Here is a 19,976-nt window from a genome sequence, read left to right on the forward strand (position 1 = left end):
TAGATAGGCCAGACCTGGAAGCACTGTAAGGTGTGAAGGCTACTGGTACTAATTGACCACAACAAACACCAACACACTACGTGTGACTTGGCAAAACAACAAGAGAAAAAGAAAACATTGTCACTGTCGTGACCGCGTCCACTATGCAGTATCTGACACAACACCCACACAAAGTGGGCACCCAAAAAAGGGGTTTGTACTAATGCTTCGTATGTTTGTCGGTGGTCAATAGCTGCAGGGAAACGCCCGGTCCCATTCCGAACCCGGAAGCTAAGCCTGCACACGCTGATGGTACTGCAACCGGGAGGTTGTGGGAGAGTAAGTCACCGCCGACACCAAACAACAAAACACAACAAAATACAGAAACAATGAGGCCGTAGAAGACAAGGCACACTATAAAGTGCCGGAACATTCTACGGCTTCATTCGTCGTTTTACCGCGATTGTATGTGATGCCATCTTGAGGGTTATTCCGAATGATGTCCTGAAGGGCAAATTTTTTCGTTGCATCTTTGCTATGCTTGCTCACTCGATAGTTTGGGAGGAAACTCATGTGGTTCGATGGCTATCATCAGCAATTTGGAAAACGTCTGGAAGAGTTTCACGCGGTTGCTATTCCCGCGATGCTCGCGGAGCTATCGCCGGAGCAGGAAGAACAAGTCACCCAGGGCTCTAAAGAATTTCCGTTCGACGCGGTGCTTGACGTCTTAAACTCCAAGGACAGCTACGAGGACAAGGTTTCCCGAATACTGGCTATCAGCGGTACATGGATGAATGCTGCTTCCGGTAGCCAGTGGGCTCTAGGCCCATTGAGCAGCACAGCTTACTCTGAACGAGTAGGGATAGGGGTTAGATGGGGCGAGATTGCATTCTCACCACTATTGAATGTCGCAGAGAACCTCATTGATGCGTATCCGATTTGGCCAGGCGTGCTCAGGGAATTCGCTGAGAATCAAGAATTTAACCGTGACTATTTTTCGCAGCGGCTTAAGGACATTTAGCGGTGTTTTCCTTCTCTTCTGAAAGACCGCTAGATGCTTCTGGAATTAGGGTCTTATTCGGTATCGGTACTGCGCTGCCGGGCTCTTTGCTCTTGTCTATTTCGTGTGAAGGTGGCAGTGAGGGCTGGTGGGATACTGCGAGTGGTGCGGTTTTGATTGTGTGTGCAGTGATTCTTCTCGGTTGGGCTGCATTGAGGAAGGCGGTGCGTCGTCAGGCGCTGTGGGGCCTGCTATTTGTTGTCTACGGCGCGCTAGGCGCGCTACTTGTTCCTGGTGGTAGCATCCGTTTCGTTACGGTGTGCCTCTGGGTTGGTTTGATGAGTAATGTTTGGGTAACGCTGCGGCAGCGCGTCCGGATCTAAATTCCGGCTTTTTGTTTGCGGGTTGTAGAATAGGGCCGGTATTTCTGTGCTAGTTCCAACCAAGAAAGGGTAGGGCTGAATGTCGGAGCGCAATCCCAATGGGCGCGGCGGTCGTGACCGCAAGCCACGCAATAACAAGGGCCGTGATTTTAAGGGCGATTCCCGGAAGAAGAAGTCTTTTTCGCCACAGCGCTCCGGTTACCGTGAGGAACGTATTAACCGTCGCATGAGTGACCCAGACATCCCGGCTGAGGTAGATGTCAACGACTTGGACCCGATGGTGCTGCAGGACCTGAAGTCGCTATCGAAGGAGAACTCCGAGGCCGTCGCTAAGCATATGATCATGGCTGCGACCTGGATGGAAGATGATCCTAAGCTGGCCCTGCGGCACGCACGCGCTGCCAAGGATCGTGCAGGCCGAGTTGCTATCGCCCGTGAGGTCAATGGCATTGCTGCGTATCGTGCGGGCGAGTGGAAGGAAGCGCTTGCTGAGCTGCGTGCCGCGCGCCGCATTTCCGGTGGCCCCGGAATGCTCGCAGTAATGGCGGATTGCGAGCGCGGCTTGGGCCGCCCGGAGAAGGCGCTGGAGCTAGGCCGTGCGGAGGAAGCATCGGAACTTGATGAAGAGTCCACGATTGAGCTGGCAATTGTTTTGGCCGGCGCCCGCCTAGACATGGGGCAAGCTGAGTCTGCGGTTGTCACCATTCAGCGCGCACATCCTGACCGCGATGCCCGCGGGGTAAGCGCGTGCCGTCTCGCTTATGCCTACGGTAATGCTCTGCTTGAAGCAGGCCGAAAGGACGAGGCTCGGGACTGGTTTGAGCACGCAGTTTCTATTGATGAAGGCGACTGGACTGATGCTGCCGAGCGCCTTGAGGAGTGCAAGTAGTGACGGTTCTCAGTAAGCACGACGCTCTCCTTCTCGATCTCGATGGCACCGTGTGGGAAGGCGGTCGCCCGCTTTCTAACGTGGTGGACGTCATCAACACCTGCGGAGTGCCGGCAGTGTATGTGACCAACAATGCTTCGCGCAGCCCACAGGCAGTGGCGGAGATGCTGGCGGACATCGGTCTCACCGCGGGTACGGAACAGATCGTTACCTCTGCGCAAGCGGTTCTCCAACTGGCGGCCGAAGAGGTCCCAGCTGGGGCAAAGCTGCTTATCATCGGTGCCGATTCCCTCCGTGACTTGGCCCGAGAGATGGGTTTCAAGGTAGTTTCCAGCGCTGATGACAAGCCCGCTGCCGTAGTGCAAGGCTTTGACCGCTCGGTTGGCTGGGAACACTTGACTGAAGGTGCCTTGGCCATCCGTCAGGGAGCCAAGTTCTTTGCTTCGAATCTCGATACCTCTCTGCCAATTGAGAGGGGTCTTGCTGTGGGAAATGGTTCTCTGGTTGCCGCCATCCAGTCAGCCACTGGGGTAGAGCCGGTATCTGCTGGTAAGCCCGAGCCGGCCATGTTTACTTTTGCGGCAAAGCAAATCGGCGCGAAGAAGCCACTTGCTGTGGGTGACCGTCTGGATACTGATATTGCAGGTGGCAACTCCGCAGCAATGGATACCTTCCATGTGCTCACCGGCGTTTCTGGTGAGTTGGAGCTGATTGAAGCACCTGTGGAGGCACGGCCAAACTTTATTGGCGCAGGAATGCACGAGTTGGCCCTTCCTGTCTCCGTCGCTCGTCCCGGAGCACAGGGTGGATTTACGGCGCGGTGCGATGGCCATGACCTTCTGCTCGAGGGCGGCGACGAAAAGTCTACCTCCGTTCAAGCATTGCGCACGGTGTTGGAAGTTGCATGGGCTATGCCGTCGCCGCCGCGCTATATTCAGCCGCGTAGCGAGCGTGCGGAAAAGGTTGTTGCGCAATGGCGGTAAAGCCGCACGACTTTCGAGCCGTCAAGGAACCGGCAGAGATCGATGCGGAAGTAGCAGAGATCCTTGGAGAAGACGCAGCGGATTTGGCCGCTGAAGTAGATCAGCTTGATCGCGCTCACAATGTGTTGCGCGATGCATTGCAGGAGAATTAATGCCCCCACAACGTCGTAGGTTAGATGCGGAGCTGGTGCGCCGAAAGATTGCGCGGTCACGTGAGCAGGCACGGGAGATGATTAAATCTGGCCGTGTCACGGTGGGTGGCTTCAAGGCGCAAAAGCCGGCGTCGATTGTAGAGCCCGAGGTTTCCATCAAGGTAGAGGAAGCCGAAGAAGACAAGTGGGCTTCACGTGGCGCTCACAAGCTATTGGGTGCTTTGGCGGCGTTCGACGTCGACATGAACGGCCGCATCCTCGATGCCGGCGCTTCTACCGGTGGCTTTACGGACGTGTGTCTGGAACACGGTGCGCAGGAAGTGCTGTCTGTCGATGTGGGCTATGGGCAGCTGCTCTGGCGCCTGCAAAACGATGATCGCGTCACCGTTTTAGACCGTACGAATATCCGGAATTTAACGCTGGAGCTTACCGACGGCCCCTGCGATGGCATGGTAGGCGATTTGTCCTTCATTTCCCTCCGCTTGGTATTGCCGGCCATTGTGGATTGCCTGAAGGACGGCGCTTGGCTGTTGCCTATGGTGAAGCCTCAGTTTGAAGTGGGCAAAGAGCGCCTTGGAAGCGGTGGCGTGGTTCGTTCACCGGAGCTGCGCAAAGAAGTAACCAAGGAAGTCGCTGAATTTGCGTTGTCCCTGGGGCTTAGCATGCATGGGGCTGTGGCATCCCCGCTGCCTGGGCCAAGCGGCAATGTGGAGTATTTCCTGTGGCTGAAAAAGGACGGCCAGCCCACAGATCTGGCTAAAGTGGAAGAAATGATTGACCGCGCAGTCGAGGAAGGCCCGCAATGACACGTGAGATCCTGTTGGTACCTCATGCCAACCGCCAGCAGAATTTGGAGGCGACGTCGCGTGCAGCGGAGCTTTTGCAAGATGCGGGAATTACTGTTCGAGTGTGCGCGGACGAAAAGGTACTGCCGGGATTAAAGCATGTACCTCACACTGAAGATGCGGCCTCAGGGTGCGAATTGGTATTGGTTTTAGGCGGCGATGGAACCTTCCTCCGTGCCGCCGACATGGCGCGGGCCGTAGATATTCCGGTGCTGGGTATCAACCTAGGCCACGTGGGATTTCTGGCTGAGTGGGAGGTTGAATCCCTTGACCAGGCCTTGGTGCGGGTCATTGAAAAGCGCTACCGCATTGAAGACCGCCTCACCATTGATGTGTCCATCTTTGATGAGGAGGGAACCCTTCTTAGTCGCAGCTGGGCTTTGAACGAGGCTTCGGTGGAAAACCAAAACCGCTCCGGCGTCCTGGATGCAATCTTGGAAGTTGACCGCCGGCCGGTGTCGTCCTTTGGCTGCGATGGCGTGCTGATTTCCACTCCCACTGGATCGACCGCCTATGCGTTTTCCGCAGGTGGTCCGGTGTTGTGGCCCTCCCTAGATGCAATTTTGGTGGTACCTAATAATGCGCATGCGCTGTTTACCAAGCCATTGGTTGTATCGCCCAATTCTTTAGTGGCTGTCGAATCGACGATGCGCACGACTCCAGCCACCGTGATATTAGATGGCTTCCGCGAATTTGCGATGCCACCAGGGGCACGAGTGGAAGTAGTGCGAGGCGAGCGTCCGGTGCGGTGGGTACGCTTGGATGACCAACCTTTTACTGACCGTTTAGTCTCGAAGCTGCGCCTGCCCGTGGAAGGGTGGCGCGGGCCGAAGGAGAAATAGTGCTCGTCGATATTTCCATCAATGATCTGGGCGTTATTAGCCAGAGCTCCGCGGAACTATCCGCGGGCCTTACCGTGCTTACCGGTGAAACCGGTGCGGGTAAGACCATGGTGGTTACTGGTTTAAGGCTCTTAGCAGGTGGTCGCGCGGATGCCTCCCGGGTGCGCGATGGCGCGAAAAAGGCTGCAGTGGAGGGACATTTTTCCTCTGCAAAGGACTCGATCCGTGAGCTGGTGGATTCGGTAGGCGGAGAGCCCGACGAAAATGGCGAGTATATCGTTTCACGCACAGTCTCTGCCGCGGGAAGATCGCGGGCCTATTTAGGCGGCCGCGCAGTACCGGCTGCAACCCTGGGCGAGTTCGCGCGCGAGCTCATTACGGTCCACGGGCAGAATGACCAGCTGCGTCTGCTCGCGCCCGAGGAACAACTGGGTGCGGTTGATCGTGCGGATCCGAAATTGGCCCGTGTGCGGGAGCGCTATACCGAGGCCTTTAAAAAGTGGCGCAGCCTAGCGAAGGACTATAAGCGGCGCACGGAGCAGCGCCGCGAGCTGGCGCAGGAAGTTGACCGTCTGCAGTTCGCCGTCGATGAGATCGATGGCATCGCCCCAGAACCCGGCGAGGATGAGGAACTGGTGCAGTTGGTTCGCAAGCTGCAAGACGTCGATGGGCTGCGCGAGTCGGCGGAAGTTGCGTTGGCTGCGATCGACGGCACCGAGGAGCTGGAGGAGGCTGCCTCGGCCTTGCTGGGCCGGGCGGTTTCTGCCTTGGCGGGATCCACCGATAAGGATCTGGCGGCCTTGGGCGAACGGCTCAGCGAGATCTCGACGCAGTTGGGCGATATCTCCGGTGAGCTCGGTGGGTATCTAGCCGGACTGCCGGCAGATCCACACCTATTGGAAAAGTCCCTCCAGCGGCAGCAGGAATTGCGCACGTTGACTAGGAAGTACGCGGGGGATATTGATGGCGTGCTCGCCTGGCGCAATGAGGCAGCGGCAAAACTGGAGTCCATGGATACCTCCACAGAAGCCCTGGAGGAGCTAAAAAAGCAGGTCAAAGACGCTGAATCGGTGATGATTGAGCGGGCAGGGGAGCTGACAAGGGGGCGTCGGAAAGCGGCGAAAGCTTTGGGGGAGCAGGTAACGCAGGAGCTCCACGGCTTGGCCATGCCAAATTCGACCTTGACGGTCGAGCTTACGCAGGCGAAATTTTCTAAGTCCGGCGCAGACGCAGCCGAGCTGCAGTTGAACGGTAAGCCGATCGCCTCTGCTGCCTCGGGCGGCGAACTCTCCCGTGTCATGCTGGCCTTGGAGGTCGTGCTGGCAGACGAGGACGGCGCCACCTTAGTCTTCGATGAGGTAGATGCCGGTGTGGGCGGGCGCGCAGCGGTAGAGATCGGCCGCCGCCTGGCGCGCTTGGCGGTGCATAACCAAGTGATTGCGGTAACGCACCTGCCACAGGTCGCAGCGTACGCGGATGCGCACCTGCATGTATCGAAGGAGAAATTTACCTCTGGCGTGGCCGAGCTATCACAGGAGGAGCGCGTGGAGGAGCTGGCCCGCATGCTGGCGGGGTTGGACGATACCGAGACCGGCCGCGCGCACGCGCAGGAGCTTTTTGACCGCGCACAGGAAGAAGCTTCCGCGCGCCTCGCCCACTCGAAACCATAATCACGCCACAATAGGGTCCATGGCTCTGTTTTCCCGTAACCCCGAGCAGCCTGGTGCACTGCGCGACTGCACTCCAGGCGCTAAGGGGATGAAAAAGTTTAGTGAAGGCGATGTCGCCGTAATTGATGCGGCCAATATCTCTCGCCACGAGGCTCAAACTCTCGTAGACCTTAAGCCCTCCGCCGTCATTAATGTGGCGGAATTTTCTACCGGCACTGTCCCAAATTATGGCCCGCACATGTTGCTTGACGCCGACATTACCCTCCTTGAAGGCGTGGGGCAGTCCTTTGTTTCCGAGTTCAAAGAGGGCAAAAAGGCGCGCATCGGGGAGGACGGCACCGTCTTTAGCGGCGATAAAGCGCTCGGCACCGGCCGCGTGGTAACTCGTGAGCGAGCAGAAAAGAACTTCACCGCAGCGCAGGGCGCGCTGATTGACCACATGGAATCCTTCTTTGGCAATTCCATTGATTTTATTAACTCGGAAGGCCCGCTGCTTATCGACGGCCTCGGCGTCCCCGCCTCCGGCTCCGAAATCGCCGGCCGCAAGGTTGTCCTCTTTTCACCTACCGATAGGCACCGCGAACAGCTCAAGCAGCTGCGCAACTTTATTCGCGAGTATGAGCCGCTGCTGATCGCAGTGGGCACGGCGGCAGATTCGTTGCTGGCCCAAGGGTATAAGCCAGATTTCATTATTGGGGATCCCAATGGCGTGAGCGATGAAGCTCTGCGTTGCGGTGCCCGCGTAATCGTTCCTGCGGACCCGGAAGGCGAGGTAGAAGGCCTCGACCGCATCCAGGACCTCGGCATCGGTGCGATGACTTTCCCCGCAGCAACACACTCAGGTACCGACCTAGGCCTGCTTCTTGCTGATTATCACGGCGCGGATCTCATCGTTCAGGCAGGCGGTGGGGTAGACCTCGATGATATCTTTGCTGACCGCACCAACCCCTCGGCCGTGCTGTCCCGCCTCAAGGCCGGTACCAAGGTGGTTGACGCTGATGCGGTAATCAATCTCTACAGTGCGCCTTCCTCCAACCTCGGCTGGCTGTGGGCAGTGCTGGGAATCCTCGTTGCCATTGCGGCGGTCATCCTCATCGTCGGCTTTGGCGGCAGCCAGGACTTTGCTAGCAACCTTAGCGAAACCTGGTCTAGTCTCTTTGGGGGCGCATAAGGCATGGCAAAGACTGAGCTTGTAGCAGGCTTGGGCTTCGGCGCCGCGGTAGGCGTAGCCTTGGGCGCCCTAGTGATTGCGCCGAACTTGACCACCAGCATGGCGGACGACGATCCGATCCGCGAGGAGCACCGCAAGGTGGTCCAAGACAATAAGATTCTGCAGACCCAAAATGACGCCAGCGATAAGATCGTTGGGGATTCTGGGGCGGAAATGGTTGACGGCGCATTGTCACAGCGCCCAGTGCTCATCGTGACCACCGATGACGCCAACGGCGGAGACGTGGACGCGATTCGGAAGCTCTTGGAGTCTTCCGATGCCACGGAGGCCGGCGAGATTAAGCTGACCAAGGACTTCTTGCGCCCCGAAACTAAGGACAAGCTGCTTCCCATCTTGAAAGATACTGCGCCCAAGAAGGCAGATATCAAGGACTTGGATTCTGCAGGAGCCCTCAGCGGTGAGGTCCTGGGTACTGCGCTGTCTATGGATCCTGAGAGCACGAAGCCTTTGGCCTCGGTAGACGAGCGTGCAGACGTGCTCCATAAGCTGCGCGACGAGGGCTTTATTGATTACGAGGACGGCACCATCGTGCCTGCCCAGGCCATCATCGTGGTCTCTGGAAATGGCCTGCGAGGTTACCCGTCAACCGCGCTGGCAGAATTTGCCACCGGGTTGGATGAGGTCAATGGGTCCGTGGTGTTGAGCGGGCGCACCAAGCAGACCCAGGATGATAAGGCGCTAGCCCAAGTGCGTGATCAGGACGCGGAGCTGTCTACGGTCGATAGCACAGAACGGGCAGTGGAGCGCATTGCGGTCATTCTGGCCACCCAGGAACAACTTGATGGTGGCCAGGGTGACTATGGCGCCACCGAAACTGCTGACTCCGCCTTGCCGGGAAAGGAATAGCCCATGGCGCATGATTTCAAGGTGCTTGATTCGCAGCTGCTTGTTGAAGCCCCCATTATTGCTCTGCGCCGCGACGAGGTAGTCATGCCCGGTGGCGTTTCTGCCTCCCGGGAAGTAGTCGAGCACCTAGGTGCTGTGGCCGTCGTGGCAGTGGACTCAGACGAGCGTATTGCGATGGTGTATCAGTACCGCCACAGCGTAGGAAAGCGCCTGTGGGAACTGCCAGCGGGATTACTCGACGTACGCGGTGAGGATGAGTTGACCGGCGCCCAGCGTGAACTGCAGGAGGAGGCCGGCCTGAGCGCGCAGACGTGGTCCGTGTTGACGGACCTTGTGACTTCGCCAGGTTTCTGCGAGGAGGCGGTTCGCGTATTCCTTGCCTCGGAGCTTTCCGACGTCCCCCGGATGGAGGCTACCGGTGACGAAGAAGCCGATATGGAAGTCGCCTGGGTGGGCCTCGATGAGGCCGTTGAGAAGGTACTGCGCGGTGACATCGTCAATTCCATCGCCTGCAGCGGTATCTTGGCCGCCTACGCGGTGCTGCGCGGCGGCAAGAGAACCCGCAGCGTGGAGGAGCCGTTCGACCTTCGACCGACCTCAATGAGCTCCCGCCGCACGGGCGCGGACCTAAAGCAGCTGTGAGTGCGCTCGAAGGCTTAGCGCAGACGTGGCTTAATCATCTAGCAGTCGAGCGAGGCGTTTCTGCCAATACCTTGAGCAACTATCGCCGCGATGTCCGCCGCTACCTTGCCTGGTTGGGGGATAACGGGGTAGAAGATCTGCGGTCGGTGACGCGACCGATGGTGGAGGCTTATCTTAAAGAACTACGCTCACACATGGCGGTGTCCTCAGCCAACCGAGCGCTCATCGTTGCTCGCGGACTGCATAAATTTGCCGTGTCAGAAGGCGTAGTGGACGTCGATGTCGCGGTTGAGGTAACCCCTCCGTCAACTGGGCAGCATTTGCCTGAGACATTATCGGTTGACGAGGTCACCGCCCTCATTGAAGCGACCCCTACTGAGACCCCAGTAGATGTGCGCGACCGTGCCCTGCTGGAGATGCTCTATGGCACCGGCGCGCGCATCTCAGAAATTATCTCCCTTACCGTTGATGACGTTTCCTCCGCGCAGGAGGTAATACGCCTGCGGGGCAAGGGAGACAAAGAGCGGGTTGTGCCAGTGGGCTCGCATGCTCGCCAGGCTCTCGATGCCTACCTGGTGCGGGCGCGACCGGCGCTGAGCAAAGGTAAGACGCCGGCGCTGTTTCTCAATACCCGCGGTGGGGCTTTATCGCGACAAAGTGCATGGACTGTGTTGAAGACGGCAGCGCAGCGGGCGCAAGTGGGGAAGTCCATTTCTCCGCATACCTTGCGGCATTCTTTTGCGACGCACCTGCTTGAAGGCGGCGCTGATGTGCGCACCGTGCAAGAATTGCTGGGACATTCCTCGGTGACGACAACGCAAATATATACTCACGTCACTGCCGATTCCTTGCGCGAGGTTTGGCGCACTGCTCATCCTCGTGCTTAAGAAAGGACCACTATGTTTTCAACTCGTATAGCTGGTGCGGTGCTATCTTCCGCATTGCTTTTCCCAGCGGTGGCACACGCGCAGCTGCCGCCGGAAGTAGAAGCTGCTATTGCTGCTCCCATTTCGGTTCCTGCCGGTCAGACCACGACTGTAAGCTTGCCCGTGCCGGCCGAAGCTAGCTACTTCGGCGACGGGTGGAATGTATCTGCCTCTGGTACCTCCGCTACCATCACCGCCCCAGCTGAAGGCGGCCAAGTCTCGGTTCCTGTTTCTGCCCAAGGTATGAATGCGACCCTGACGCTAGTAGCCGATGGGTCGGTTGCGCAGGAGGACATTCAGGAAGAAATTGATGGCGCGGAAGGTGGCCCGAACCCAGCGCCAGCGCCGGATCCGGGCTCTGATAAGCCGGCTCAAGGTGGCAAGGCGCCAGCCGGAAAAGATGCCGAGGGTGGAGCTGACAAGCCCGCGCCGTCGAAAGAAAATAGCAACTTGCCGGTTATTCCAGGTAAAAAGCCGGAGCGCAAGCCTGCTGGGGAAGCCAACCTGGAAGGCGCGGAATACGTCAACCTTGAATCCACAATCGAAGGCAATACTATTACCGCGAAGATGGGCCTCAAGCAGGCCTATGACCTTTACCAGCAGTTCAAGGACACGGAAGAAAACGACGTCACGCTGCGCTACCTTGACGGCGAGGGCAATATCATCCAAGGCGTAAAACGCGACGTGGACGCCTCTTCTCGAACCCTCACGCTGACCTATCCGGAAGGCGAAGCGCCTGATAATCCCTTTATTATGCAGTTGCTGCGCAATGACGGTTCTGGGGCCGCACTCATCGTCACCCTACAGGACCCCAACTATCAATCCGTCGCGGAAAACCTCGATGAGCGCCAGCAAAAGGAACCCAAAGAAGAAGACGGCGGCTCATATCTAGGGTGGATTATAGGAGGGGCAGCCGCAGCGGTGCTCATCGCACTCATAGCTCTAGTGGCAATCCTCAAACGCCGTTCTAGTCAACGCTAAACGCTTGATATACACTAAGTCTCGGTACTTTTGGGCTGTAGCGGGTACGCTTTAATGACAACGTTGTAATCAACCCTAAGCCAAGTGTCATGGTCCGGAACTTGGCGTCAAGGAAGCAGGTGTGACTGTGAGCGAAGAGGGTCTCTTTTCTGCCTCTGACGTAGAGGTGGGGCTGACCGGTCGTCCTATCCGTGAGCTACCGGAACCCGCACCCTTGGAGAAGCATGGGCCGGCCACCATTATTTCGATGTGTAACCAAAAGGGTGGCGTCGGCAAAACCACCTCTACCATCAATATGGGCGCCTGCTTGGCGGAGTATGGCCGTAAAGTCCTCTTGGTTGACCTTGACCCCCAGGGAGCGCTGTCGGCAGGCCTTGGTCTCACGCATGATGATATCGAGGACACCATTTATGACGTGATGCTCGATAGTCACACCTCTATTCATTCCGCTATCCAGCACACCGGTGTACCGGGCTTGGATCTGGTGCCGGCAAATATCGACCTTTCCGCCGCAGAAATTCAGATGGTCAATGAAGTCGGTCGCGAGCACACCCTTGCCCGGGCTCTGCGTCCGGTGCGCCGCGATTATGATTTCATCATTATTGATTGCCAGCCTTCCTTGGGCTTGCTTACCGTCAACGCCCTTGCTTGCTCACAGGGTGTGATCATCCCTATGGAGTGTGAGTTCTTCTCCCTGCGCGGTTTGGCGCTGTTGACCGATACCGTGGAAAAGGTTTCTGATCGCATTAACTTTGACCTCGAGGTCATGGGAATCCTAGTGACTATGTTTGACCGCCGGACCAAGCACGCCCGGGAAGTTATGTCCCGAGTGGTGGATTACTTTGGCGATAAGGTCTTTGACACCGTCATTACTCGGACCGTTCGATTCCCAGAGACTTCGGTAGCCGGCGAGCCGATTACTACTTGGGCACCAAACTCCCCGGCCACACAGCAGTACCGGAACTTGGCCAAAGAGGTCATCGAGCGCTCGACCGTTTAAGGTATCGTGACCCAGCCGGAGATTACGGGCTTTCGCATTGCACTGCGGAATTTTGAAGGCCCATTTGACCTGCTATTGCAGCTCATTCAGTCCAAGAAGATGGACGTGACTGACGTTGCGCTGTCAGAAGTGACGGACGAATTCGTGGCGTATACACGCCAGCTGGGAGAGTCCGCTGATCTGGATGAGACCACTGATTTTTTGCTAGTGGCAGCTACGCTCTTGGATTTGAAGGCGGCGCGGCTACTGCCGCGCGGTGACGTCGACGATATTGAAGACTTAGAACTGCTGGAGTCGCGCGACCTTCTTTTTGCCCGTCTGTTGCAGTACAAGGCTTATAAGCAAGCAGCGGACCAATTCGCCGTGTGGCAGCGCGAGGCGCAGCGCAGCTATCCGCGCGCGGTTTCCATCGAGGAGAAGTTTGCTGAACTTTTGCCTCCAGTTTCGCTCGGCCATACGCCGGCCAGCTTTGCCGAGTTAGCTGCGGGCGTGTTCCGCCCCAAACCACCGGAGGAGGTGGCAACCGGTCACGTGCACGCCGTAGCAGTATCGGTACCAGAGCAGGCCGGCAAGATCTTGGAAACACTCAAGCTACTCGGCGCAGGTCAATGGACCAGCTTTGGTGCGCTAACCCGCGACTGTACGGTTTCTATGCAGGTAGTGGGGCGTTTCTTGGCCCTGTTGGAGTTGTACAAAGCCAAGGCGGTTGATGCTCAACAAGAAGAAGCGCTGGGTCAGCTGGACCTCTCGTGGACGGGCCTGGATGTTGACCCAGCGGTAGTTGCCGCAGCGAACTGGGACTAAGGGCGCTGCTGGATGAATTCCAGTGTCTCGGGGGAGAGCTCGCGGTCGGAGTAGACGCGTACGTCTGGTTCCTCGGCGTGGTCCTCGGTGCCTATGCGGCGCCCTTCCCATACCTGTTGGAGCCCTTGCTTTTCGATGACCCGGATGGCCGCCGGGTGATTTGTTGTTACGCGGGCCGTGATCGGTGAGTCAGGGTCCACTTGGCGGATGCATTTAACTGCTGCCGTGGTGATCTCTGTGGCAAAACCGGCACCCCAATGGGCGGGGCGCAGGCGGTATTTGATGTCCCAGAAGTTTGCCTCGTCGACGAAGATGGCACCACCGACGCCGACGAATTCCGAAGGGTTGTGGCGCATATACGCGGCCCAAGGCCCGAAGCGGTGGGCGTCCCACGACTCGGAGGATGCTTGTGCGAGTGCACGCGTGGTGCGGATGTCAGCAAAGCGCCCATTGGGACGGTGGTTCCAGATACGTCCGTCGCTGTAGACCTTGTGGGTCTCTTCGGTATTAGCGGCGGACAGCGGGATGAGGATGAGTCTGTCAGTGCGAGTGATAGTTTCCATGACAATATGTTAGCCGAGTCACAGTAGGGAGCGAAAGTGATTTGGAGAATTTTCAGCGACTTTTTCTTCTCCAGTAAACTCGAGCGCTATGGATCTTCCCCTCATCTCGCAGCTGCGTTCCCGTCTTGAGTCCATTTTGCTCGTGCTGGACTCCCCAGCCTCTGTGGAGTCTTTGGCGCGTGCGCTGGGGGCAGAAAGGGACGTCGTTAGTGATTGCTTGCGTTCTATTCAGCGGGAGTTGGATAGTCGCGGTTCTGGTATCGACCTGCGCGAGACTCAAGAGGGGTGGCGCTTTTATACGCGCACCGAAAATGCCGGGGCAGTGGAAGAATTTCTTTTGGATGGCGCCCAAACCAAACTCTCCCGTGCCGCCCTAGAGACTTTGGCGGTAGTGGCTTACCGTCAGCCCGTTACTCGCCAGCAGGTGGCGGCGGTTCGCGGCGTCAATGTCGATGGCGTAATGCGGACCCTTAACCTGCGCGGGTTGGTCCGGGAGCTGCCGCAGGACGATTTTGAGGGCGCCGCGCACCGGTACGAGACAACGGAATTATTCCTCGAGTTATTGGGGATCGATTCTTTGGAGCGCCTGCCTGACTTGGCGCCGCTGTTGCCTGACGTAGAGGCGATCGACGAAGAGTACTAGCGTGGGGTAGGATTGCCCAGGTAATTTCATATCTTCGAGAGAAAAGGACACGTACGTGACTCCTCCCGCTCGCCGTGACGGCACACCGGATAAGAAGCAGCGAGACAGTGACATCATTGTCTCCAATGCCAAGCCGGCCCGTCACCAGCATGTGTCAAAGAAAAAGCAGAAGGCTACTGCAGAATCCGTAGCCCGCGAATTGGGCGCCGATTGGTTGGTCGATGAAGACAAGCCCAAGGGAGAGCGCCTCCAAAAGGTGCTCGCTAAGGCGGGCGTCGCTTCCCGCCGCCACGCAGAAATCCTCATCGATGCCGGCCGAGTTGAGGTCAACGGCAAGATCATCGTCAAGCAAGGCGTCAAGGTAAACCCCTCCGTTGACGTCATCCGAGTAGACGGCGTGCGCGTCAACGTCAATGAGGAGCACGAATACTTTGTGCTCAATAAGCCGCGCGGCATGCAGTCCACCATGTCTGATGACCTAGGGCGCCCGTGTGTGGGTGACGTGGTGTCAGAAAAGGTCGCAGCTGGCCAGCGACTCTTTCACGTTGGCCGCCTCGACGCCGATACGGAAGGCCTGCTCATCCTCACCAATGATGGCGAGTTGGCCAACCGCTTGATGCACCCCAAGTACGAGGTGACCAAGACCTACCTCGCCACCGTATTGGGCGAGGCCGATAGGAAGCTCGTGCGCCAGCTCAAGGAAGGCATCGAGCTGGAAGACGGACTGGCAAAGGCCGACTTTGCACAGGTAGTTGATACCAACCAGGGTTATTCCTTGGTGCGTCTTGAACTGCATGAAGGCCGCAAGCATATCGTGCGCCGCATGTTGAAGGAGGCCGGCTTCCCCGTGCAGCGCCTGGTGCGCACCAAGCTGCATACGGTTCAGCTGGGAGATATGAAGCCTGGAGGTCTGCGTGCCCTTAATTCCAGCGAGCTGACTAGCCTGTACAAGGCGGTGGAGATGTAATGATTTCTAATATGCCGAATGAGGGTCTCATCCTCGCCGTGGATGGCCCATCTGGAACTGGAAAGTCGACCACGTGCCGTGCGCTGGCCAAGCAGCTGGATGCAAAGTACGTCGACACTGGTGCAATGTACCGAGTGGCAACGCTTGCTGTGCTGCGTGAAGGCGTCGACCCTGCTGATACCGCCGCGGTTATTGCGGCTACGGCCAATCTGCCCTTGGGAGTATCCGATGACCCGGACTCCACCGAAGTTCTCCTCGGCGGCGAGGACGTCTCGCGCGTTATTCGCGAAGACGAAGTCACCCGCAACGTGTCCGCCGTATCTGCCATTCCGGAGGTGCGCGAGAATCTGGTTGCGCTGCAGCGAAAGCTTGCCCGCGAGGCTCACCGCGCGATTGTAGAAGGCCGCGATATTGGCACGGTTGTGCTTGCCGACGCCCCCGCTAAAGCATTCATGACCGCCTCTGCCGAGGTCCGCGCTCAGCGCCGCCAAGCCCAGAATGAAAAGGCGGGCATCGCTTCGGATTACGAGACGGTACTCGCAGATGTCCAGCGCCGTGATGCGGCGGATTCTTCCCGCAAGGCCTCACCTCTGCGCCCAGCGGAAGACGCAACCCTAGTCGATACCTCCAATATGAGCCCAGAGGATGTGCTGGAAGCTCTGATTAACGTGGTAAAGGAGTCTGTCAATGACTAATCACGATCCCCAGGAAGAGTCGGAGACTCAGTTCCATTACCCAGCCGGTAAGTTCGATGACGAGGTGGTAGAAGCCTCACCTGGCTGGGCCGCCGATGATTTCAATTCCGAAGAATTTGACTATGACTTCGATGACTCGGAATTTGGTGAGGCTGATTATGGCGACGATTCGAACGCGGAAGAGCCTCTGAGCGAAGAGGAATGGGAAGAACTCTCCCGTGCCTTCGGTGTGGAGTCCGATGACCACACGGAAGAAGCCCTGTGCACGGTGGCCGTAGTCGGTCGCCCCAATGTGGGTAAGTCCTCCTTGGTTAACCGTTTCCTTGGCCGCCGCGAAGCGGTGGTAGAGGACCACCCTGGCGTTACTCGTGACCGAATTTCCTACGTTGCGGACTGGAATGGCCAGCGCTTTTTGGTGCAGGACACCGGCGGCTGGGATCCCAACGTGAAGGGTATCCATGCGGCGATTGCCCGCCAGGCAGAAGTAGCCATGGAAACCGCCGATGTCATCGTTATGGTGGTGGACACCAAGGTGGGCATCACGGAGACGGATGAGGTCATGGCTCGCCGTCTGCAGAAGTCGCCTGTGCCAGTGATTTTGGTATCGAATAAGTTCGATTCCGATAATCAGTACGCGGATATGGCGGAGTTTTATGCCTTGGGCTTGGGCGATCCGTGGCCCGTATCCGCCCAGCATGGCCGCGGCGGTGCGGACGTGCTCGATGAGATTTTGCGGGTCTTCCCTGAAGAACCTCGGCAGACCGCGATTACCTCTGGCCCTCGCCGCGTCGCACTGGTGGGCAAGCCTAATGTGGGCAAGTCCTCGCTGCTGAATAAGCTCACCAGCGAGGAGCGCTCCGTGGTCGACAACGTCGCGGGAACCACCGTGGATCCGGTGGACTCTCTAGTGCAGCTGGATGAGCAGCTGTGGAAGTTCATTGATACCGCGGGCCTGCGCAAGAAGGTAAAGAATGCGCAGGGGCATGAGTACTATGCATCCCTGCGTACCCGCGGCGTTATCGATGCGGCCGAGGTTTGCATCATGCTTATCGACGCCTCTGAGGAGATCTCCGAGCAAGACCAGCGCGTGCTCAATATGGTGCTCGAGGCGGGTAAAGCCCTGGTGATCGCGTTTAATAAGTGGGATCTCATGGATGAGGATCGCCGCTACTACCTGGACCGCGAGATTGATCAGCAGCTGAGCCACTTGCCGTGGGTCACGCGCGTGAATATCTCTGCGGAAACGGGCCGTGCGCTGCAGAAGCTGGAGCCGGCTATGATTGAGGCGCTGGAAAGCTGGGATCAGCGTGTGTCCACGGGACAGCTGAATAACTGGCTGCGTGAGGCTATCGCGGCTAATCCGCCGCCGATGAAGAATAATCGTCTGCCGCGCGTATTGTTCGCCACGCAGGCCTCGACCCAGCCGCCGACCATCGTCTTGTTTACGACGGGCTTCTTGGACGCGGCATACCGCCGCTACCTTGAGCGCAAGTTCCGCGAGCGGTTTGGCTTCCACGGAACGCCTATCCGCATCGCAGTGCGAGTGAGGGAAAAGCGCGGCAAGAAGCGCTAGCAGTATGCCCGTTACGCTGGGATTATAGCACTCAGGCGAGCGATTATTGCACCGAGACACGGTGTGAGAATTCGCTCGCCTTTCCGTTTATGTCCGTTCATGTGGGTTTGGATAGGATATAACCAGTCAAAAATTCTCTCGTGATGGAAGGCTCAGCATGCTAGCCAGCGTAATTGCGCCAGATTCAATTCTGGCCATCGTGCTTCAGGTCATCATCATCCTCAGTGCCCTGCTTCTGGGCACTCGCTATGGTGGCATCGGACTTGGTCTTATTTCCGGCATCGGATTGATGCTCATGGTCTTTGTCTTCGGCCTCGCCCCGGGTGAGCCGCCGGTATCTGTGATGCTGACCATCATTGCGGTCATCGGTTGCGCCGCCACCTTGCAACAGGCGCGCGGCCTAGAAGTGATGATGCAATTTGCCGAGAAGTTTCTCCGTGCCCACCCAGAGCGCATTACCATCCTCGCCCCGCTGACCACTTGGTTCCTGACGGTGCTGTGCGGTACGGGTCACGTCGTGTACACGATGTTTCCTATCATCGAGGATATTGCCCTGAAGAAGGGCATCCGCCCAGAGCGCCCCATGGCCGTGGCATCGACGTCGGCTCAGATGGGTATTACGGCCTCTCCAGTGTCCGTGGCCACCGTATCCCTAGCGTCCATCATCGCGGAAAATGCCGGCGCTATCGATCACGCCTATTCCATTCCGCAGATCCTCATGGTGGCTATGCCCGCCTCGCTTGCCGGCGTTATCCTCGCTGCGCTGTGGTCGCTGCGCCGCGGCAAGGACTTGGACGAGGACCCGGCATTCCAGGAGCGCATGAAGGATCCTGAGTTCGCAGAAAGCATTCACCAGTCCACCGGGTCGCTCATGGATGAGGAATTTTCGCCAGAAGCAAAACGCGCGGTGGTTATCTTCCTCGTGGCTATCGCCAGCGTGGTGGCACTCGGTGCGTTCGAATTCCTGCGCCCACTCGTCCCAGGCGATGACGGCGAGTTGAGCCCGCTTTCGATGAACCTGGTTATCCAAATGGTCATGCTTGTTGCCGGCGCAATCATCCTGCTCACCTGCAAGCCAGACCCGAAGAAGATCGCTTCTACGCCAGTCTTTAAGGCCGGTATGACCGCAGTATTCTCGGTCTTTGGTGTGGCATGGATGGCAGATACCTTCTTCGAGGCCCATATCGATGCCCTAGAGTCCAACCTCGGGTCCGTGGTGGAGGCCGCCCCGTGGGCCTACGCGGTGGTACTGGTCATCGTGTCCAAGCTGGTTAACTCCCAGGCCGCCGCCCTGGTTGCCATCGCTCCGATTGGCCTGCAGCTCGGCATCGATCCCGCCATTATCGTTGGTTTCTACGGCGCAGCGTATGGCTACTTCATCTTGCCAACCTACCCTTCGGACCTAGCCTGCATCGGCTTCGACCGCACGGGCACTACCCACATTGGCAAGTTCGTCATCAACCACTCCTTCCTCGTTCCCGGCGCCATCTCGGTGTTCACCTCCTGCGTGGTGGGCTCGCTACTGGCGCAGGTCCTGCTCTAATCCGAATCCCGTACCAGCACGAAGGCATCCGTGCGGTACGGGATGCGTAGTTTTTGCCCCGGCTTAAACCCCATGTGCTCGTAGAGGTACCAATCCAGGTTGTGGGTCATACGTTCATGGATGTCTTCGCCATTGCGCAGCCAATAGGATCGGGTGTGCATCAGCTGGTGAAGCTGTTCGGGAGTTAATTCGTTCTCCCAGGTCAAGCGCAGCTCGCGGTCCAAAGACCACGGCGCCATATAGTCCGGGTAAAAGCCTGGCTTATGTACATCGCCGGAGTGCATGATGCGAGACAGCCGCAGGATCCAGGGGTCCGCGTTGACGTCGAGCGTATTCCACACCAAGAGAATCTTCCCGCCTGGCGCGAGGACGCGGTCAAGCTCTGCACAGGCGGCTGGCACGTCGACCCAGTGCCAGGTTTGGGCGAGGCAGGCGGCGTCTAAGGAGGCGTCGGCAAGCGCGGTGTTTTCGGCCGTAGCACGAAGGACTGGCAGGTGGAGGTGGGCTGCGAGAATACTAGCCATATCGGCAGAGGGCTCCAGAGCCACAACCCGAGCATTGGGTAGGGACTCGGTGAGTTTTCCAGTACCGGCGCCGATATCGGCAACGGTATGGGCGTCAGCAATAAGGGCAGAAACCTCGTCCGGATAGCCGGGGCGCACATCGTGATAGGTGCTCGCGCCGCGGCGGAAGGCCTGGGCGGAAGCGGTGCGGTGCGCGGCATCGCGGAAGCCGGGGCCTTGTCTAGTGGAGGCCCTGCGGTAGCTAGGGAAGTGGCTGGGATCGGGGTGGCGAGTCGACATAGTCCATCTAACCTAC

The 19,976-nt window shown here is 58.1% G+C and carries 22 protein-coding genes and 1 rRNA gene; 21 read left to right on the forward strand and 2 right to left on the reverse strand.

Annotated elements, in window-relative coordinates:
* Positions 1 to 217: 217 nt before the first annotated feature.
* From rrf to QP915_RS08050, 16 genes are all read left to right on the forward strand, one after another.
* Positions 218 to 335 (forward strand): 5S ribosomal RNA (rrf, locus tag QP915_RS07975).
* Positions 336 to 550: 215 nt separating this feature from the next.
* Positions 551 to 1,000, forward strand: coding sequence for a hypothetical protein (locus QP915_RS07980; protein WP_284768959.1), 450 nt, complete (start codon positions 551 to 553; stop codon positions 998 to 1,000).
* 2 nt (positions 1,001 to 1,002) lie between these two features.
* Positions 1,003 to 1,362: a hypothetical protein gene (locus QP915_RS07985; protein ID WP_284768960.1), complete on the forward strand. Its 360-nt coding sequence runs from the start codon at positions 1,003 to 1,005 to the stop codon at positions 1,360 to 1,362.
* A 79-nt stretch (positions 1,363 to 1,441) separates the two neighbouring features.
* Positions 1,442 to 2,251: a tetratricopeptide repeat protein gene (locus tag QP915_RS07990; protein WP_284768961.1), complete on the forward strand. Its 810-nt coding sequence runs from the start codon at positions 1,442 to 1,444 to the stop codon at positions 2,249 to 2,251.
* Positions 2,251 to 3,234, forward strand: coding sequence for an HAD-IIA family hydrolase (locus tag QP915_RS07995; protein WP_284768962.1), 984 nt, complete (start codon positions 2,251 to 2,253; stop codon positions 3,232 to 3,234). The genes QP915_RS07990 and QP915_RS07995 overlap by 1 nt, the downstream gene beginning before the upstream one ends.
* Positions 3,225 to 3,386, forward strand: coding sequence for a hypothetical protein (locus QP915_RS08000; RefSeq protein ID WP_005324658.1), 162 nt, complete (start codon positions 3,225 to 3,227; stop codon positions 3,384 to 3,386). The genes QP915_RS07995 and QP915_RS08000 overlap by 10 nt, the downstream gene beginning before the upstream one ends.
* Complete coding sequence (locus QP915_RS08005) at positions 3,386 to 4,192, forward strand: TlyA family RNA methyltransferase (RefSeq protein ID WP_239282549.1); 807 nt, start codon at positions 3,386 to 3,388, stop codon at positions 4,190 to 4,192. The genes QP915_RS08000 and QP915_RS08005 overlap by 1 nt, the downstream gene beginning before the upstream one ends.
* Complete coding sequence (locus tag QP915_RS08010) at positions 4,189 to 5,073, forward strand: NAD kinase (RefSeq protein ID WP_284768963.1); 885 nt, start codon at positions 4,189 to 4,191, stop codon at positions 5,071 to 5,073. Before QP915_RS08005 ends, QP915_RS08010 begins: the two co-directional genes overlap by 4 nt.
* Positions 5,073 to 6,743 carry a DNA repair protein RecN gene (gene recN / locus QP915_RS08015; protein ID WP_284768964.1) on the forward strand — a complete coding sequence of 557 codons (1,671 nt, stop codon included), beginning with the start codon at positions 5,073 to 5,075 and terminating at the stop codon, positions 6,741 to 6,743. Before QP915_RS08010 ends, recN begins: the two co-directional genes overlap by 1 nt.
* 19 nt (positions 6,744 to 6,762) lie before the next feature.
* Complete coding sequence (steA, locus tag QP915_RS08020) at positions 6,763 to 7,914, forward strand: putative cytokinetic ring protein SteA (protein ID WP_284768965.1); 1,152 nt, start codon at positions 6,763 to 6,765, stop codon at positions 7,912 to 7,914.
* Between the two features lie 3 nt (positions 7,915 to 7,917).
* On the forward strand, positions 7,918 to 8,820 hold the full coding sequence (locus QP915_RS08025) for a copper transporter (RefSeq protein WP_284768966.1): 903 nt from the start codon (positions 7,918 to 7,920) through the stop codon (positions 8,818 to 8,820).
* A 3-nt stretch (positions 8,821 to 8,823) separates the two neighbouring features.
* Positions 8,824 to 9,462, forward strand: a complete 639-nt coding sequence (locus tag QP915_RS08030; protein ID WP_284768967.1) for an NUDIX domain-containing protein — start codon at positions 8,824 to 8,826, stop codon at positions 9,460 to 9,462.
* Positions 9,459 to 10,349 (forward strand): site-specific tyrosine recombinase XerD, encoded by an 891-nt coding sequence (gene xerD / locus QP915_RS08035; RefSeq protein WP_284768968.1) that lies wholly within the window; start codon positions 9,459 to 9,461, stop codon positions 10,347 to 10,349. The genes QP915_RS08030 and xerD overlap by 4 nt, the downstream gene beginning before the upstream one ends.
* Before the next feature lie 12 nt (positions 10,350 to 10,361).
* Positions 10,362 to 11,369 carry a hypothetical protein gene (locus tag QP915_RS08040; RefSeq protein WP_284768969.1) on the forward strand — a complete coding sequence of 336 codons (1,008 nt, stop codon included), beginning with the start codon at positions 10,362 to 10,364 and terminating at the stop codon, positions 11,367 to 11,369.
* Between the two features lie 127 nt (positions 11,370 to 11,496).
* Entirely contained in the window at positions 11,497 to 12,369 is an 873-nt protein-coding gene (locus QP915_RS08045; protein WP_239278878.1) for a ParA family protein, read from the forward strand.
* A 6-nt stretch (positions 12,370 to 12,375) separates the two neighbouring features.
* Positions 12,376 to 13,173, forward strand: coding sequence for a segregation and condensation protein A (locus QP915_RS08050; protein ID WP_005324675.1), 798 nt, complete (start codon positions 12,376 to 12,378; stop codon positions 13,171 to 13,173).
* On the opposite strand, the gene QP915_RS08055 is transcribed toward QP915_RS08050, so the two are convergent.
* Positions 13,170 to 13,736, reverse strand: coding sequence for a GNAT family N-acetyltransferase (locus QP915_RS08055; protein WP_284768970.1), 567 nt, complete (start codon positions 13,734 to 13,736; stop codon positions 13,170 to 13,172). The two genes, QP915_RS08050 and QP915_RS08055, sit on opposite strands and share 4 nt — an antisense overlap.
* Positions 13,737 to 13,824: 88 nt before the next feature.
* Here QP915_RS08055 and scpB point away from each other — a divergent pair, with 88 nt between their 5' ends.
* The 5 genes from scpB to QP915_RS08080 all read left to right on the forward strand — a co-directional run bounded on the left by scpB (position 13,825) and on the right by QP915_RS08080 (position 19,157).
* Positions 13,825 to 14,379 carry an SMC-Scp complex subunit ScpB gene (scpB, locus tag QP915_RS08060; RefSeq protein ID WP_200436151.1) on the forward strand — a complete coding sequence of 185 codons (555 nt, stop codon included), beginning with the start codon at positions 13,825 to 13,827 and terminating at the stop codon, positions 14,377 to 14,379.
* Between the two features lie 55 nt (positions 14,380 to 14,434).
* Positions 14,435 to 15,346 carry a pseudouridine synthase gene (locus QP915_RS08065; protein WP_284768971.1) on the forward strand — a complete coding sequence of 304 codons (912 nt, stop codon included), beginning with the start codon at positions 14,435 to 14,437 and terminating at the stop codon, positions 15,344 to 15,346.
* Entirely contained in the window at positions 15,346 to 16,041 is a 696-nt protein-coding gene (gene cmk / locus QP915_RS08070) for a (d)CMP kinase (protein ID WP_150850985.1), read from the forward strand. The genes QP915_RS08065 and cmk overlap by 1 nt, the downstream gene beginning before the upstream one ends.
* Entirely contained in the window at positions 16,034 to 17,614 is a 1,581-nt protein-coding gene (gene der / locus QP915_RS08075; RefSeq protein WP_284768972.1) for a ribosome biogenesis GTPase Der, read from the forward strand. Before cmk ends, der begins: the two co-directional genes overlap by 8 nt.
* Positions 17,615 to 17,771: 157 nt before the next feature.
* Positions 17,772 to 19,157 (forward strand): anaerobic C4-dicarboxylate transporter, encoded by a 1,386-nt coding sequence (locus QP915_RS08080; protein ID WP_284768973.1) that lies wholly within the window; start codon positions 17,772 to 17,774, stop codon positions 19,155 to 19,157.
* Here the strand turns inward: QP915_RS08080 and QP915_RS08085 are convergent.
* Complete coding sequence (locus QP915_RS08085) at positions 19,154 to 19,960, reverse strand: class I SAM-dependent methyltransferase (RefSeq protein ID WP_284768974.1); 807 nt, start codon at positions 19,958 to 19,960, stop codon at positions 19,154 to 19,156. The two genes, QP915_RS08080 and QP915_RS08085, sit on opposite strands and share 4 nt — an antisense overlap.
* Positions 19,961 to 19,976: the final 16 nt, after the last annotated feature.

Origin of the sequence: Corynebacterium sp. MSK158 (assembly GCF_030229085.1) — a bacterium.
GTDB lineage: Bacteria > Actinomycetota > Actinomycetes > Mycobacteriales > Mycobacteriaceae > Corynebacterium.